Annotated in this window: 17 protein-coding genes; 9 read left to right on the forward strand and 8 right to left on the reverse strand. The window is 32.9% G+C overall.

What is annotated here, in order from left to right:
• On the forward strand, positions 1-240 hold a 240-nt coding region (locus BUC03_RS15395), incomplete at its 5' end, for a hypothetical protein (protein ID WP_234971638.1).
• 181 nt (positions 241-421) lie between these two features.
• On the opposite strand, the gene ald is transcribed toward BUC03_RS15395, so the two are convergent.
• Together ald and BUC03_RS14080 are read right to left on the reverse strand one after the other, a co-directional pair.
• The gene (gene ald, locus BUC03_RS14075) at positions 422-1,522 is read right to left on the reverse strand and encodes an alanine dehydrogenase (RefSeq protein WP_073153486.1); all 1,101 of its coding nucleotides are present in this window, start codon (positions 1,520-1,522) and stop codon (positions 422-424) included.
• 103 nt (positions 1,523-1,625) lie between these two features.
• Positions 1,626-4,694 carry a leucine--tRNA ligase gene (locus BUC03_RS14080; protein WP_073153489.1) on the reverse strand — a complete coding sequence of 1,023 codons (3,069 nt, stop codon included), beginning with the start codon at positions 4,692-4,694 and terminating at the stop codon, positions 1,626-1,628.
• Positions 4,695-4,838: 144 nt separating this feature from the next.
• On the opposite strand from BUC03_RS14080, the gene BUC03_RS14085 reads away from it, so the two are divergent.
• From BUC03_RS14085 to truB, 4 genes are all read left to right on the forward strand, one after another.
• Positions 4,839-5,717 carry a cell division protein FtsX gene (locus BUC03_RS14085; protein ID WP_073153492.1) on the forward strand — a complete coding sequence of 293 codons (879 nt, stop codon included), beginning with the start codon at positions 4,839-4,841 and terminating at the stop codon, positions 5,715-5,717.
• Positions 5,718-5,758: 41 nt separating this feature from the next.
• Complete coding sequence (locus BUC03_RS14090; RefSeq protein ID WP_073153495.1) at positions 5,759-6,019, forward strand: DUF3098 domain-containing protein; 261 nt, start codon at positions 5,759-5,761, stop codon at positions 6,017-6,019.
• The gene (locus BUC03_RS14095; protein WP_073153498.1) at positions 6,019-6,807 is read left to right on the forward strand and encodes an undecaprenyl-diphosphate phosphatase; all 789 of its coding nucleotides are present in this window, start codon (positions 6,019-6,021) and stop codon (positions 6,805-6,807) included. Before BUC03_RS14090 ends, BUC03_RS14095 begins: the two co-directional genes overlap by 1 nt.
• A 284-nt stretch (positions 6,808-7,091) precedes the next feature.
• Positions 7,092-7,811: a tRNA pseudouridine(55) synthase TruB gene (gene truB, locus BUC03_RS14100; RefSeq protein WP_073153500.1), complete on the forward strand. Its 720-nt coding sequence runs from the start codon at positions 7,092-7,094 to the stop codon at positions 7,809-7,811.
• On the opposite strand, the gene BUC03_RS14105 is transcribed toward truB, so the two are convergent.
• Entirely contained in the window at positions 7,808-8,413 is a 606-nt protein-coding gene (locus BUC03_RS14105) for a thioredoxin family protein (protein WP_234971639.1), read from the reverse strand. The two genes, truB and BUC03_RS14105, sit on opposite strands and share 4 nt — an antisense overlap.
• A gap of 73 nt (positions 8,414-8,486) precedes the next feature.
• On the opposite strand from BUC03_RS14105, the gene BUC03_RS14110 reads away from it, so the two are divergent.
• From BUC03_RS14110 to BUC03_RS14120, 3 genes are read left to right on the forward strand one after another with little or no spacing between them, the layout of a single operon-like run.
• Positions 8,487-9,062 (forward strand): DNA-3-methyladenine glycosylase I, encoded by a 576-nt coding sequence (locus BUC03_RS14110; protein ID WP_073153506.1) that lies wholly within the window; start codon positions 8,487-8,489, stop codon positions 9,060-9,062.
• Positions 9,059-9,634 carry a hypothetical protein gene (locus BUC03_RS14115; RefSeq protein ID WP_073153509.1) on the forward strand — a complete coding sequence of 192 codons (576 nt, stop codon included), beginning with the start codon at positions 9,059-9,061 and terminating at the stop codon, positions 9,632-9,634. Before BUC03_RS14110 ends, BUC03_RS14115 begins: the two co-directional genes overlap by 4 nt.
• A complete protein-coding gene (locus tag BUC03_RS14120) occupies positions 9,615-10,319 on the forward strand; it encodes a DUF2490 domain-containing protein (RefSeq protein WP_073153512.1) in 705 nt (234 codons plus the stop codon). Before BUC03_RS14115 ends, BUC03_RS14120 begins: the two co-directional genes overlap by 20 nt.
• On the opposite strand, the gene aat is transcribed toward BUC03_RS14120, so the two are convergent.
• The 3 genes from aat to BUC03_RS14140 all read right to left on the reverse strand — a co-directional run bounded on the left by aat (position 10,302) and on the right by BUC03_RS14140 (position 12,429).
• Positions 10,302-10,949 carry a leucyl/phenylalanyl-tRNA--protein transferase gene (gene aat, locus BUC03_RS14125; RefSeq protein ID WP_073153515.1) on the reverse strand — a complete coding sequence of 216 codons (648 nt, stop codon included), beginning with the start codon at positions 10,947-10,949 and terminating at the stop codon, positions 10,302-10,304. The two genes, BUC03_RS14120 and aat, sit on opposite strands and share 18 nt — an antisense overlap.
• 220 nt (positions 10,950-11,169) lie before the next feature.
• Entirely contained in the window at positions 11,170-11,544 is a 375-nt protein-coding gene (locus tag BUC03_RS14135) for a DUF3127 domain-containing protein (protein ID WP_073153522.1), read from the reverse strand.
• 6 nt (positions 11,545-11,550) lie between these two features.
• Entirely contained in the window at positions 11,551-12,429 is an 879-nt protein-coding gene (locus tag BUC03_RS14140) for a flavin reductase family protein (RefSeq protein ID WP_073153525.1), read from the reverse strand.
• A 114-nt stretch (positions 12,430-12,543) separates the two neighbouring features.
• Between BUC03_RS14140 and BUC03_RS14145 the strand changes: the two genes are divergently transcribed.
• Positions 12,544-13,695: a sensor histidine kinase gene (locus BUC03_RS14145; protein ID WP_073153528.1), complete on the forward strand. Its 1,152-nt coding sequence runs from the start codon at positions 12,544-12,546 to the stop codon at positions 13,693-13,695.
• Here the strand turns inward: BUC03_RS14145 and BUC03_RS14150 are convergent.
• Both BUC03_RS14150 and BUC03_RS14155 read right to left on the reverse strand, forming a co-directional pair.
• Positions 13,692-14,081 carry an HIT family protein gene (locus BUC03_RS14150; RefSeq protein ID WP_073153530.1) on the reverse strand — a complete coding sequence of 130 codons (390 nt, stop codon included), beginning with the start codon at positions 14,079-14,081 and terminating at the stop codon, positions 13,692-13,694. The two genes, BUC03_RS14145 and BUC03_RS14150, sit on opposite strands and share 4 nt — an antisense overlap.
• 37 nt (positions 14,082-14,118) lie before the next feature.
• Positions 14,119-15,234: an ABC transporter permease gene (locus tag BUC03_RS14155; RefSeq protein WP_073153533.1), complete on the reverse strand. Its 1,116-nt coding sequence runs from the start codon at positions 15,232-15,234 to the stop codon at positions 14,119-14,121.
• Between the last annotated feature and the right edge of the window lie 5 nt (positions 15,235-15,239).

Here is a 15,239-nt window from a genome sequence, read left to right on the forward strand (position 1 = left end):
AAACCTATACAAAAAGTTCCCTTCCTTTTAAAGGAGGGGTGCCCGATAGGGCGGGGTGGTTTTGCAAGCTCATTAAAAACATCAAGAGAAGAAAAGAACCCTTCTCACTTACTTCGCTATCACTACATAAGTAACCTTTCTTTGAAAGGGAAGGAAGTTTATAGTGATTTAAATAAATTGAACAAGATGAGATTCCAGATCAAGTCTGGAATGACGCAAATACTTATTATTATTGAATAAAATAAAAAAACTACACAAAAAATTCCCCTCCTTTAAAAGGAGGGGTTGCCCGATAGGGCGGGGTGGTTTTGCGTTAGGGATTGAGGCTTTGTTGAAGCTCTTTTTGTTTTGTTTCTCGACTCAACTAGAAGTGACAAAACAAAAAAGCGACTGCCGAAAGCCCGACCCAAAGGGTAACGCCCTAGTTACAAACCTCTTCCCAGCCAAAAGCTGCTGCAATAGGTTGGTAAACTACTTTTCCTTTTATAATATTTAATCCTTTATTTAATGCTTCATCTTCTTTACAAGCAACATCCCAGCCTTTTTCTGCTAATTTAATTACATAAGGTAGTGTTACATTGGTTAATGCTACGGTAGAGGTGTGTGGTACAGCGCCAGGCATATTGGCTACACAATAATGTACTACATCGTCTATAATATATATAGGATCTTCATGAGTGGTTGCTTTTGTGGTTTCTATACAACCTCCTTGATCTACTGCTACATCTACTACTACAGTACCAGAGTCCATCTCTTTCAGCATATCTCTGGTAATTAATTTTGGCGCTTTGGCACCAGGTATTAGTACCCCACCAATAATTAAATCGTGTGTTTTTATGTGTTTTCTAATATTGTACTCGTTAGAAAAGCCAGTAACCACGTGGCTTGGCATTACATCGTTTACATAACGAAGTTTATCCATATCTATATCTAATATAGTTACAAGTGCACCAAGACCTGCTGCCATTTTTGCTGCTTGCATACCTACTACTCCAGCACCTAAAATAAGTACTTTACCTGGAGAAACACCTGGTACTCCACCCAATAAAAGTCCCTTACCTTTTACAGGTTTTTCTAGATATTTTGCTCCTTGTTGTATAGACATTCTACCTGCCACCTCAGACATTGGTGTTAATAGAGGTAGTCTACCATTGGCATCTTGTACAGTTTCATAAGCAATACAGATAGATTTGCTTGCTAACATAGCTTCTGTTAAACCTTGGTCTGCTGCAAAATGAAAATAGGTAAATACTACTTGATCTTCTTTAATTAAAGTGTATTCTTCTGGTATTGGTTCTTTTACCTTCACTATCATATCACTTTCGGCATAAACCGACTCGATGGTTGGTAAAATTTGTGCTCCTACTTGCTCATAGTCTTGATCTGAAAAACCACTTGCAAATCCTGCGGTAGCTTGTACGTAAACGGTATGCTTACGTTTAGTTAATTCTAAAACTCCTGCTGGAGTCATACCTACTCTACTTTCGTTGTTTTTAATTTCTTTAGGAACACCTACAATCATAACGGTAATTTTTGTTTATTCAAAAATAAAACCTTTATCAAAAAAAAGGGTATTAAACTTAAAAAAGTTATAACACCCTTATTAACCCCTATTTTTTATAGGGTTACTTTACAATATTTATGATTTTACCCGGAACAATAATCACTTTTTTAGGGGTTACCCCGTCTAATTGTTTTTTTGTGCGCTCATCATTCATTACAATTTCTTGTAATTCATCTTTACTTAAATCTAAAGATAAATCCATAGTGAAACGCATTTTACCATTAAAAGAAACTGGATAAGTTTTAGAACTCTCTTTTAGGTGCTTTTCTTCAAATTTAGGATAAGCAGCTGTAGAAACGCTTTCTGTATTTCCTAATTTGCTCCATAACTCTTCTGCAATATGAGGCGCATAAGGGGAGATTAAAACTGCTAACGGTTCTAAAATTTCTTTAGAAGTACATTTTTGTGTAGTTAGCTCATTTACACAAATCATAAACGTAGAAACAGAAGTATTAAAGCTGAAGTTCTCAATATCTTCGGTTACTTTTTTAATGGTTTTGTGTAAAGTTTTTAACGAGTCTTTGCTTGGCTTGGCATTGGTTACCGCAAATTCTTCGTTATTGTGGTAAAGCTTCCATAGTTTTTTAAGAAAGTTGTGTACACCTGTGATTCCGGCAGTGTTCCAAGGTTTTGCTTGTTCTAGCGGACCTAAAAACATTTCGTACATACGTAAAGTATCTGCGCCATAATCTTCACAAATGTTGTCTGGATTAACCACATTGAATTTTGATTTAGACATTTTTTCTACCTCACGATATACTTTAATATTCGAAATAGTATTTATATCCTTATTATGAATTATTTCTTCACCATTAAAATAATGAGCACCAACTAACGTTTTGTACCTATTATCTTCAGAAAGAGAATGAATTTCTATTTCATTATTTAAATTAACGTATTTAACATCAATCTGAGAAGTCTTAAATGCTCTATAAACAACTTCATAATCTTTATAATTAGTATTAAATTCTAAATTAGCTTCTATTCTATTTCCTAAGAAGTTTTGAAATACTTTCGGTAGATTATCTAAAGGTCCTTCTGTTACTGATAATTCATTAAAAAATTCTTGAGAAACTATCACCTGTGTACTGTGAACTTGCACATCGTCATCTCCTTTTAAAAATCTAGCTTCAATTATGTAAATAAATGCACTTTCCCCTAAGATCATTCCTTGGTTGATGAGCTTTTTGAAAGGTTCTTCTACAGGAGCAAAACCTCTATCTTTTAAAAATTTAGTCCAGAAACGAGAATACAACAAGTGCCCTGTTGCGTGCTCGCTACCACCAATATATAAATCTACATTTTCCCAATAATTTAAAGCTTCCGGTGAAGCGAAAACCTCATCGCGTTTTTCATCTTCCATATAACGGAAAAAGTACCAAGAGCTTCCTGCCCAACCTGGCATGGTATTGAGTTCTAATGAAAAAACAGTTTTATCATCGATCAACTCATTACTAACTACTTGGTTCTTTTCGGTATCCCAAGCCCAAACATCGGCACGACCTAATGGCGGTTCACCCTCTTCGGTAGGCAAATATTTTTCTACTTCTGGTAATTGAATTGGTAAATGCTCTGCATCTATCATTTTCGGCATTCCGTTAACGTAATATACCGGGAAAGGTTCTCCCCAATAACGCTGGCGACTAAATACTGCGTCACGTAAACGATAATTGGTTTTCCCTTTACCTTGACCTATTTTTTCAAGCTCATAAATAGCAGTTTTAAGTGCTTTTTTATACGGCAAATCATTCAAGAAATCTGAATTTGCAATCACCGTACCTTCTTTATCTGCGTGTGCAGCTTCCGTAATTTCTACGTCTTTAAAAATATTTTTAATAGGAATATCAAAATGCGTAGCAAAATCAAAATCACGCTGATCTCCACAAGGCACTGCCATTACAGCTCCAGTTCCGTAGCTTGCTAACACGTAATCTCCTATCCAAATTGGCACTGGTTCTTTGGTGAACGGATGCTCGGCATAGGCTCCTGTAAACACTCCAGAAATAGTTTTTACATCTGCCATACGCTCACGTTCACTACGCTTTGCTGTTGCTTCTACATAAGCTTCTACCGCTTCTTTTTGTTCTGGTGTGGTAATTTTTGAAACCAATTCGTGTTCTGGAGCTAAAGTCATAAACGTTACTCCGAAAATCGTATCAGGTCGCGTGGTGAAGACAGATATACGAGGATGTGATTCCGAATCAAGTTCGGAATGATGCTCGTTACCCAGAACTTGATTCAAGGTCTCATCAGACAAGTTGAAATCAACCATCGCTCCTACCGATTTCCCTATCCAGTTACGTTGACTTTCTTTTAAACTATCGGTCCAATCTAGCTCATTTAAGCCTTGTAGTAAACGTTCTGCATAGGCAGAAATACGCATACTCCATTGTTTCATTTTTTTACGAACTACTGGATAACCACCACGTTCTGAAACTCCGTTGACAATCTCGTCGTTTGCTAAAACTGTACCTAGTTGCGGACACCAATTGACTTCGGTTTCTGCTAAGTAAGTTAATCTATATTTTAAAAGAATTTGTTGTTGTTCTTTTTCAGAAAGGGCATTCCAAGCTTCTGCAGAAAATTCTGTAACATCTTCATCACAAGCTGCTTTTACATTTGTGTTTCCTTCCGCAGTAAAAATTTCTACTAATTCTGAAATAGCGCGAGCTTTATCTGTACTTACATCATACCAACTTTCAAAAAGTTGAATAAAAATCCACTGAGTCCATTTATAATATTCAGGGTTAGAAGTACGCACCTCTCTACTCCAATCAAAAGAAAAACCTATTTTATCTAGCTGCTCACGGTAACGCGCAATATTAGTTTGTGTAGTAACAGCTGGGTGTTGGCCAGTTTGTATAGCATATTGCTCTGCTGGCAACCCAAAAGAATCGTAACCCTGCGGATGTAAAACATTAAAACCTTGATGCCTTTTAAAACGTGCATAAATATCGCTAGCAATATAACCTAACGGATGCCCTACGTGTAAGCCTGCCCCAGATGGGTAAGGAAACATATCTAACACATAAAATTTTTCTTTATCACTTTGGTTAGTAGCTTTAAAAGTTTGGTTTTCTGCCCAATGTTTTTGCCATTTGGCTTCTATCTGGTTAAAGTTGTAGCTCATCTTTTTATATTTTCGCTGTTACGAATGCTGTATTTTTTGAAGCGCTAAAGTACCATTAATGTACGAAAATGAAAAGTTTAGACGTTTTAAAGAGTAGCGTTTAATTTACTTTATTATTTTTACAAAAAATCTTGTTTAACATCTATGAGTTCATCTTTTGAAAAATACCAGAAAAGACGTTTAATATCGTCTTATTTTTCAGTAGTAATTAGCATATCTCTTGTCTTATTTTTATTAGGCTTGTTGGGTATTTTAGTGCTAAACACTAAAAAAGTGGCAGATCACTTTAAAGAGCAAATTGCACTAACTGTATTTTTAAAAGATACGGCAAAAGAAGTAGAAATAAATCAGCTAGAAAAAAGTTTAGCTCTTGCAGAATACACTAAGAGCACTAGTTTTGTTTCTAAAGAAGAAGCTGCAAAAGAACATAGTAAAGAAATAGGGGAAAATTTTATGGAGTTTTTAGGTTACAATCCTTTACAAAATTCTATAGATGTTTATTTTAATGCAGATTATGTATCTGAAACTAAAATTGCAGAAATATCTAGAGACCTTACACAAAAAGACTTTGTAGATGAAGTAGTTTACGATAAGCCTCTTATTGCCTTATTAAACGATAATGTTAAGCGTATTAGTTTTTGGATTTTAGTGGTAAGCGGTATTTTCTTATTTATTGCAGTGCTATTAATTAATAGTTCTATTAGACTTTCTGTATACTCCAAACGTTTTACTATTAAAACTATGCAAATGGTTGGCGCTACTAAAGGTTTTATACGCAGACCTTTTATCTGGAAAAGTGTTAGGCTTGGTATTATTGGCTCTATCTTAGCTTTAGCAGGAATGGCAAGTGTAATTTATTATATCAATAAAAGTTTCCCTGAGTTAAATTTACTTGCAGATAAAGTAATACTAGGGGTTTTATTTGCTGCAGTTTTTTTAATAGGAATTGTAATTAGCTGGATAAGCACATTTTTTGCTACGCAACGCTTCTTAAATTTAAAAACAGACGAGCTTTATTATTAAAAATGTTTATGCTGAATTATTTCAGTTTTAAGTAAAAAATGATGGGAGAACAAAAAAGAAAAGAAGAAAAAAAGCCAGAACCATATTTTATTTTTGAAAAGAAAAACTACCAAGTAATGCTTATTGGTTTAGCCGTAATTACGCTTGGTTTTATTTTAATGTCTGGAGGAGGTAGTGACGACCCAGAGGTTTTTAATCCTGATATTTATAGTTGGAGAAGAATTAGACTAGCTCCCATGTTAGTTTTACTTGGCTTTGGGATTGAAGTATACGCCATTCTACTTAATCCGAAGAAAAAATAATGGAGGTATTAGATGCCTTAATTCTTGGAATAATACAAGGATTAACAGAATTTCTTCCCGTTTCTTCTAGCGGGCATTTAGAATTAGGTAAGGCCATTTTAGGCGACAATAGTATCCCTGAAGAATCTTTGCTATTTACTGTGGTTATGCACTTTGCAACCGCTTTAAGTACCATAGTGGTTTTTAGAAAAGACATCTGGGAAATTTTACGCGGCTTACTTCAATTTAAATGGAATGAAGAAACGCAATTCTCTTTAAAAATCATCATTTCTATGATTCCTGCAGCAATTGTAGGAGTTTTGTTTGAAGAGCAACTAGAGCAACTTTTTGGCAGCAGTGTTTTACTAGTAGGCTTTATGCTTATTATCACTGCTCTTTTACTATGGTTGGCAGATAAAGCAAAAAACACAGGGAAACCAGTAAGCTACTCTAATGCTCTTGTAATTGGTTTAGCACAAGCCATTGCTTTATTACCAGGTATTTCTAGAAGTGGCTCTACTATTTCTACTTCTGTTTTATTAGGAAACGACAAAACCAAAGCCGCCCGTTTTTCATTTTTAATGGTGGTTCCTCTTATTTTAGGAAAAATTGCTAAAGATCTTCTTGATGGAGAACTTACTCACACTGGTAACAGCACTGGTTTAATTGTTGGTTTTATTGCCGCATTTGTCTCTGGACTTTTTGCCTGTACTTGGATGATTGCATTAGTTAAAAAAAGTAAACTCAGCTATTTTGCAATCTATTGCTTAATTGTGGGAGTAATTGCAATAGTAGTTAGTTACTCTTAGGGCATTTCCTTTCACTGCGTTGCAGGTCGGGCTATTCGCTATATCTTTTTATTTTGTCATTTCTCGCTTTCGCTCGATGTGACAAAATAAAAAGGATGCCGCTTCTATCCCTAATGCTTTTACGCAAGCCATAACAACTTCTTATCACGTTTCTTAGGAACTCAAACTTAATGAGATGCTGAATCAAGTTCAGCATGACGGGAAGAATAATACCAGAAAAGCAGAAAATTCATTTTGTATAAAGCCAAGAAAAAACTCATCTTTGAACCGAAATTAAACACGCTATGACTTCATTTACTGCAGAAGATTTTAAAAACGGACAAGTTTTACTTTTTGATAAACCATTAAATTGGACATCATTTCAATTAGTAAATAAAGTACGTTGGCTTATTAGACAAAACTGTGGTATTAAAAAAATAAAAGTAGGTCACGCTGGTACATTAGACCCTTTAGCAACAGGTTTATTAATTATCTGTACAGGAAAATTCACTAAAAACATACAAGAGTTACAAGGACAAGAAAAAGAATATACAGGTACAATTTCACTAGGCGCTACCACACCTTCTTACGATTTAGAATCTGAAATTGATCAAACATACCCTACAGAGCATCTTTCGGCAGAAAAACTTCAACAAACTACCAAGCAGTTTATTGGAGATATTGAGCAGTATCCGCCAGTATTTTCAGCCTTAAAAAAAGACGGTAAACGCTTATATGAATATGCCCGTAATGGTGAAGAAGTAAAAATTGACCCGAGAACTATTACTATTTCTTCTTTTGAGTTAACACAAATAAATATACCGCAAGTAGACTTTAGAGTTTCTTGCAGTAAAGGCACTTACATTAGAAGTTTGGCTCACGACTTTGGTAAAGCAGTAGAAAGTGGCGCTCACCTATCTGCCTTGAGAAGAACAAGAATTGGTGATTTTAAAATTGAAAACGCATTAAATTTAGATAGTTTTATTAAAACTCTACCTAAACCAGAATCTGGCGCTATTATTTAAAGTAAGGCTAATATATTTTTTATTGTAGTTTGCCCTTTATCTTTATTATACCAACGTTGCAATTCTTCTTTAAACTCTGCATCTAATTTACCGTGCTTAGTTTTATAAGCTTCTACCATTTGTGTTGCCGTTGTAGGTCTTGGTCCCCACTCTGCAATTACTTTTTTTGTTTCTGGCTGGTACATAACTAATTTTGGTATAGATTTACCACCATTGGTTAAAAACTGATTCATTAACTCCTCGTGTTCATCTCTTAACACAACTTTTATTTCAATATCAGAGTTTAATTCAGCCAACTTATTCATTACAGGCATACTATGTGCCGCATCGCCGCACCAACTTTCTGTAATTACTAACCATATTAGTTTACCTTTATAAGCTTTAATTTTACTTGCTGCTTCTTCAGATATTTTTAAAGTTTTTTCCCAACGCTTCATTCTACGTTGGTTCATTTTAGAATACTCTGTTAGGCTTTCTTCTTGCACTTTAGCCGTAGATTGATTTCTAGTTAACAAATCATCCATCAAATCTCTAAACTCTTTATAACTATAACTTTGAGAAAAACTTCTCTCTATAATTTCACTTAACTGTAATGCGTTCACGATCTATATTTTAAAGCAAAGTTAATATAGACCAGTCTATTTTTGATTTATTTTTGTTAACAAAATAAAATAAATGAGTAAAGAAAGGTGTGATTGGTGTAAAGGAGATAAACTATATGAAGCTTACCACGATAAAGAATGGGGAGTACCCGTTTATGACGACGCTACCATTTTTGAATTTTTAATGCTAGAAACTTTTCAAGCAGGACTTAGCTGGATTACTATTTTAAAAAAGAGAGAAAATTTTAGAAAAGCGTTTGATGATTTTGATTATCAAAAAATAGCAAATTATTCTGACAAAAAAACGGAATCTCTTTTACAAGATTCAGGAATTATTAGGAATAAATTAAAAATTAAGTCAGCAATAAGCAATGCAAAGTTATTTATAGAAGTACAAAAAGAATTTGGAAGTTTTAGCAATTACTTGTGGGCTTATGTTAACCACAAACCTATTGATAATAAAATAAACCCAACAAAAGGGACACCAGCTACCTCTTTAATTAGTGAAAAAATTAGTAAAGATTTAAAAAAACGAGGATTTAAATTTGTTGGCCCCACCGTTATTTATGCGCATATGCAAGCCACCGGAATGGTAAACGATCATATCACTACATGTTTTAGGTATGAAGAAGTTAAATTAACATCATGAAAAAGTTATATTTTTTAATGTTTTTTTTGTTTAGTTTAAGTACTATTGCACAATCAAAAAAAAAGGAAAAAGAAGAGCATATTAGGCGATCAGAAATGCCAGAAAATGCCATTTTTCTTTTAGAGTCTTTTAAAGAGAAACCTTTTAAAAGAATGTCTTATTTTTTTGAGACTGATGGCTTTAAAAAAAGCTATGAAGCAAAATTTAAGTTTAATAAAAAGTCTTACAGTATAGAGTTTACTAAAGAAGGTAAACTAGAAGACGTAGAAGTAATTATTAAACAAAATAAAGTTGAAAAAGCAGTTTTAAACAAAATAAAAACTTATTTAAATACAAGTTTTGATGCTTTTAAAATTGAAAAAATACAGCAACAGTATTCTAATAACGGAAATGAAGAAGAAGTAATAAAAAAATCACTTCAGCAAAATACATCTCCAGATTATTATGAAATTGTTGCACAAACTAGACTAAATAAAAAATATCAAAAGTTTGAATTTTTATTTGATGCTTTTGGCAATTTAAAGGTAAAAAGAGAAGTAGCTACAGACAATTATGATTATCTCATTTTCTAAATACATCTTATTTATATTTTTATTTTTAATCACTTTTACCTCATCATCTCAAGATTTTACCGCTCTTATTAATCCTGCTGTTTCTGTAACAATAAAAAACGAAACACCTTGGTCTTATACTTTTGGTACTGCTTATAGAAGTAATATATATCAACATACAGCAGAAGAAAATCTAGACAATAAAAAACTAAAAATTAATAGCCAGTTTACAGAATTTAATCATTCTACCACTAGAAAAATTGGTTTTAACAGCAAACTTAGTGCTGGTATAAAATATAGATTTGTAGAAACCTACACAGGCAAAAAAGACGAGACTCGTTTTATAGAGCAATATGCGTACACTAAAAAATATGAAAAATTTAAATTAGTACACCGAGTAAGGTTTGTGCAAAGATTTAGAGAGAGAACCACTCTAAGAGGGCGTTATAGATTATTAGCAGAATTACCCTTAAACGGTAATAGAGTTGATGCTAAAGAGCTATCTTTAGTAGGTACCATAGAAGGTGTTTGGGAGTTTGGTAAAGAAGAAGTACCTAACTATGGCTTTAGATACAGTAATTATTTAGGCTACCGCATTACCAATAATACTGTTTTAAATCTTGGTGTAGAATATCGTTACCGCAATTTCACAAAAGATGCTTACACGCAACTATTTTTAATTAGTGCACTAAAAATTTCTATCTAAATAGCTTAAAAATACCTCTCTTGCTATTTCTTTTGCTCCAAGACTTTCTAAATGATTGGTATGTACTTGGCAGTCTATTATCTCTACCCCTTCTGCTTCTAACTTTTTTACTAAAGAAATAAAACCATATTTAGAAGCATTACTTACTTTAGCAAACATACTTTCACCACAAAAAACGCGCTGCTCTTTTAAATAAATACCATACAAACCACCTACTAGCTCTTCTTCTCTCCACACTTCTACAGATTGCGCCCAACCTTGTTTATGTAGCTCTATGTAAGCTAATATCATTTCTTCTGTAATCCAAGTATCGTCTTGCCCTTCTCGTTTTGCCTGCGCACAATTTCTTATTACGCTTTCAAAAGTTTTATTATAGGTTACCGTAAAAGCATTTTTTTTAAAAAGCTGACGCATACTTTTAGATATTTTAATCTCTTCTGGAAACAAAACCATTCTAGGATCTGGACTCCACCATAAAATTGGCTCTCCTTCACTATACCAAGGAAAAATACCAGATTGGTATGCTAACTGTAAACGCTGCGGTGACAAATCCCCTCCTATAGCAAGTAAACCCTGAACATCTGCATTTACTATTGGCGGAAAAACAAGATCTTTATTTAAAAAATGCATCTATTTGAATATTAACATTTTAACACCTACAAAATTACTAAAATGATTGTTTTTGAATAAAATTTTAATGATATTTGAAATAACCTTTTGAGAAGTATTATTGTTCATCATTATTATTTTTTTTGAATTTGTTTTAAAAGGTTGACTTAAAGCCACAATATGAAAATCCGACCCAATGGGTCGGATTTTCGCTTCTTTTTTCAAAATTCAATTCTATATTTTAGAAAGGTAAATCGTCGTGATCTTCTTCATTAAAATCTTGTGCTGGCTCAAAATGATCTGTTGGAGGAGGCGTATTTCCCCCTTGTGGAGCTGCTGGCTGTAAATTTTCAATTCTCCAACCTTGTATAGAGTTAAAGTATTTAGTTTCTCCCTGTGGGTTTACCCACTCTCTTCCTCTTAAATTCACACCAACTTTTACTTGCTGCCCTACACTAAAGTTGTTTAATAAATCACATTTATCTTGAACAAACTCTAGTAATATATGTTGAGGGTATTGCTCTTCTGTAGTTACTACTAATTCTCTTTTTCTAAAACCATTGTTTCCGTAAGTTTTAGTGTCATCAATCTGCTTAATTCTTCCTTGTACTTCCATAGTCTCTTATTTCTTATTTTTTGCCAATAAAATTTTCCAAGCATTCATCACTTCTTCCTTTTTTAAATATTCTTGCGCAGTTGCATGAATTTTTTCAGAAGAGCTTTTGCTTATATATTCTGTTAATTTATTTTCTTCTACAAAAAAATCAACTTCTTCTTGAGTAGGTTTAATTTCTACTGTCCCTAGTTTACCTAAATCATTACCTGTTAAAACAGAACTAGATTTAATATCTTCTGGTAATTGATCTACTCCCATCCCCATTGCAGAAATAGGCTTAGGAATTTCAAAAATACCCATATTTGCTCGAGAGTACAAATTACCTCCCATTCTAGAAACCAAATCTAATTTATGTTGATCTATTTTTTGATTCTCATCTAAAATATCTTCAGATATATGCATTTTTACCACTTCACATACAACTAAGTTTCCTGCTCCACCTTCTTCACCTAAGGTCACTATTTGTGTTACCTTACACTCAAACTGCACAGGAGACTCTTTTACTCTAAATGGTTTAACCATATCTGATGCTTGCATGGTTAAGCCCGCTTTTTCAAACTCATTAATCCCTTTTGCGTAAGCGGTACTAGATAGCGACATTTGCTGTACTATATCATAATTTACCACATTAATCACCACTTCTTTAGTTGCCTCTGCATTTTGTAAAGTGTGTTTACTAGCTTTATCACTAATTTTTAATACTGGAGAAAACACCAAAACTGGCGGGTTAGCGCTCATCATATTAAAAAAACTAAATGGAGATAAATTTGGCTCACCATCTTTATTTACCGTACTCGCAAAAGCAATAGGCCTTGGTCCCACAGTACTTACCATTAAACCGTATAGTTTTTGGGTAGTAACCTCTTTAGGGTTTATTGTTAACATTCTGCATTTTATTTTTACAAAGGTAACTATTACTAAGAGGAATTTAAAACTAGCGCTAAACAATAATTAACAAGAAAAACCATTATATTTAAAATTCTTACTCACGTTTATTTTATGATATTTTCTGACGAACATCGTTTTACTCGCTGGTTTATTACTATAGCTTCTGTTGCTATTGTTACTATTTTTTTATGGAATGTTTCTATATTTTTTAATAGGCTAAAAATAGAAGAGCGTGAAAAGATGGAAATATGGGTAAAAGCTTATTCTGAAGTACTAAATAGTGATTTAAATGAAGATATACCTATAGAGTTAGAAGTAATATCTAAAAACACTAGCACGCCTATGATTATCTATCATAGCAAAGAAGATTTTTATGAAACAAGAAATATAGCTAGAAAAGACACCGATAACAATGAGAAAATTAAAGCCTTAGCTCTAGAGTTTCAGTCTGATTATCAACCTATAGAAATTGTATATGAAGATGAGGTATTTGGTACGCTTTATTACGGTAATTCTAATTTAATTAATAAACTAAAGTATTTTCCTATTGGTATTGTGTTTATAGTAATACTATACCTAGTGATTCTCTATTATTTTTATTCTACCTCTAAATCTCACGACCAAAGTTTATTGTGGGCAGGTATGGCTAAAGAAACAGCCCACCAAATTGGTACGCCACTTTCTTCTTTAGTAGGATGGACAGAAATTTTAAAAGATGAAAATATTGATCCTAGCTATATTAAAGAAATAGAAAAAGATATTTATAGATTACAAACTATTACAGATAGATTTTCTAAAATAGGTTCACTTCCTAATTTACAACCTTTAGATATTGTAGAAGAAACAAAAGAGTCTTATGATTATTTAAAGGCAAGAAGCTCTAAATTAATTAATTTTTCTCTCCATCTACCAGACGAAAAAATTAACGTAAACCTCAACAGCCAACTTTATAGCTGGACTGTTGAGAATATTGTAAAAAATGCTATGGATGCCCTAAAAGGTAAGGGAGATATTAATATAGAAATTAACCAAGACCATAAATGGGTAAACGTACTTATAGCAGACACCGGAAAAGGAATTTCTAAAAATAAATTTAAAAAGATATTTAAACCAGGCTACACTTCTAAAAAACGAGGTTGGGGCTTAGGTTTATCTTTAGCTAAAAGAATTATAGAAGAATACCACGATGGCAAAATTAGAGTACTTAAAAGTGAACTTGGTAAAGGGACCACTTTTGAAATAAAACTGAAAAAAATAGCTTAAAAATTGCTAGAAATTTTTTCTGCTAAACTTTTAAACTCTTCGTCACTTAATTTAACTTTAGAGCCAAAAGTAGCATCTTTCATATCATTTAAAGGAATAAGGTGAACGTGTACGTGTGGCACTTCTAAACCAATAACAGACATCCCTACTCGCTTACAATCTATAGACTTTCTAATAGCTAAAGCTACTTTTCTAGAAAACTTCATCAACTCTAAATAAGTTTCTTCTTCTAAATCAAATATTTTATTTACTTCTTTTTTAGGAATACATAATGTATGCCCTTTAGCATTCGGGTTAATATCTAAAAAAGCAAAAAAGTCTTCTGTTTCTGCTATTTTATAACTAGGGATTTCTCCGCTAATAATCTTTGTAAAAATGGTTGCCATAAGTTTTAATTAATTTTAAAATCGTTGTTATCTAAATTTACGCTTTTACATCTAAAGCATCTCTTAATGCGTTACCAATTAACATAAATGCCATTACTAAACTCATAATTGCTACTCCAGGAATTATTGCTAAATATGGTTTCCCTAAAATGATATAACTGTAATGGTCTTTAATCATTGAACCCCAACTTGGCATTGGTGGTTGAGCTCCAATTCCTAAAAAACTAAGTCCGCTTTCTATCAATATAGCTGCAGCAAAATTTGCTGCAGAAATCACAATAAGAGGCGCTAATACATTGGGTAAAATATGTTTTATAATAATTCTAGCATTACCAAAACCTAAAGCTCGTGCTGCAGTTACATATTGCATTTTTTTAACACTCATTACTTGCCCTCTTACTACTCTTGCTACTTCTACCCACATAGTTAAACCTACCGCAATAAATACTTGCCAAAAACCTTTACCTAAAGCCAAAGTAATAGCAATTACTAAAAGTAGAGTTGGAATAGACCAAGTTACATTTATAAGCCACATTATTGCAGCATCTATTCTGCCTCCAAAATAACCAGAAATTGCCCCTAAAGACATACCTATAATTAAAGAAATAAATACAGCTACAAAACCTATAGAAAGAGACACTCTTATACCTACCACCATTCTACTTAATAAATCTCTCCCGTATTTATCTGTACCAAGTAAAAAGGTTCTTTTTTGTATATATTTTTTCTCTATTTCTTCTTTAGTTAATTCTTCAGGAAAAACTTTAGTTAACTCATAACTTTTCTCTAAACCTTTTAATTCACCTTCATGATAAGTAGTAACTAACAGATGATTTTTTGTAAATGAATAATTATTTATTGGTATTTCTGTATCTGAAAATTCTTCTCCAAAAAAAACATTTTTACCCCAACTTTCTTTTTTACTATTTAAAGATGAAGGGATAGTTAACATATTTACTTGAAAACCGGGTTCTTTTGAGTGAATAGACAAATGCATTTGATTTGCATTTGCAGAGTTATCTGGCACAACAACATAAGCAATTATTGCCAAGACAAAACAGAAGGCAATAAACCAGAAACTGAAAACGCCCCAGAAGTTTTTTTTAAACCTCTGAAGCGCTAATTGACTTAATGAATTTGATGATGTATTCAACAGCA

This window comes from Mesonia phycicola, from assembly GCF_900141885.1.
Taxonomy (GTDB): Bacteria; Bacteroidota; Bacteroidia; order Flavobacteriales; family Flavobacteriaceae; genus Mesonia; species Mesonia phycicola.

Bases quoted from the DNA above. Each gene is read 5' to 3' on its own strand.
- truB (WP_073153500.1), top strand. From the start codon at position 7,092: ATGACTTCATTTACTGCAGAAGATTTTAAAAACGGACAAGTTTTACTT.
- BUC03_RS14120 (WP_073153512.1), top strand. From the start codon at position 9,615: ATGATTATCTCATTTTCTAAATACATCTTATTTATATTTTTATTTTTA.
- BUC03_RS14145 (WP_073153528.1), top strand. From the start codon at position 12,544: ATGATATTTTCTGACGAACATCGTTTTACTCGCTGGTTTATTACTATA.
- BUC03_RS14090 (WP_073153495.1), top strand. From the start codon at position 5,759: ATGGGAGAACAAAAAAGAAAAGAAGAAAAAAAGCCAGAACCATATTTT.
- ald (WP_073153486.1), bottom strand. From the start codon at position 1,522: ATGATTGTAGGTGTTCCTAAAGAAATTAAAAACAACGAAAGTAGAGTA.
- BUC03_RS14140 (WP_073153525.1), bottom strand. From the start codon at position 12,429: ATGTTAACAATAAACCCTAAAGAGGTTACTACCCAAAAACTATACGGT.
- BUC03_RS14110 (WP_073153506.1), top strand. From the start codon at position 8,487: ATGAGTAAAGAAAGGTGTGATTGGTGTAAAGGAGATAAACTATATGAA.
- BUC03_RS14095 (WP_073153498.1), top strand. From the start codon at position 6,019: ATGGAGGTATTAGATGCCTTAATTCTTGGAATAATACAAGGATTAACA.
- BUC03_RS14135 (WP_073153522.1), bottom strand. From the start codon at position 11,544: ATGGAAGTACAAGGAAGAATTAAGCAGATTGATGACACTAAAACTTAC.
- BUC03_RS14115 (WP_073153509.1), top strand. From the start codon at position 9,059: ATGAAAAAGTTATATTTTTTAATGTTTTTTTTGTTTAGTTTAAGTACT.
- BUC03_RS14085 (WP_073153492.1), top strand. From the start codon at position 4,839: ATGAGTTCATCTTTTGAAAAATACCAGAAAAGACGTTTAATATCGTCT.
- BUC03_RS14150 (WP_073153530.1), bottom strand. From the start codon at position 14,081: ATGGCAACCATTTTTACAAAGATTATTAGCGGAGAAATCCCTAGTTAT.
- BUC03_RS14080 (WP_073153489.1), bottom strand. From the start codon at position 4,694: ATGAGCTACAACTTTAACCAGATAGAAGCCAAATGGCAAAAACATTGG.
- aat (WP_073153515.1), bottom strand. From the start codon at position 10,949: ATGCATTTTTTAAATAAAGATCTTGTTTTTCCGCCAATAGTAAATGCA.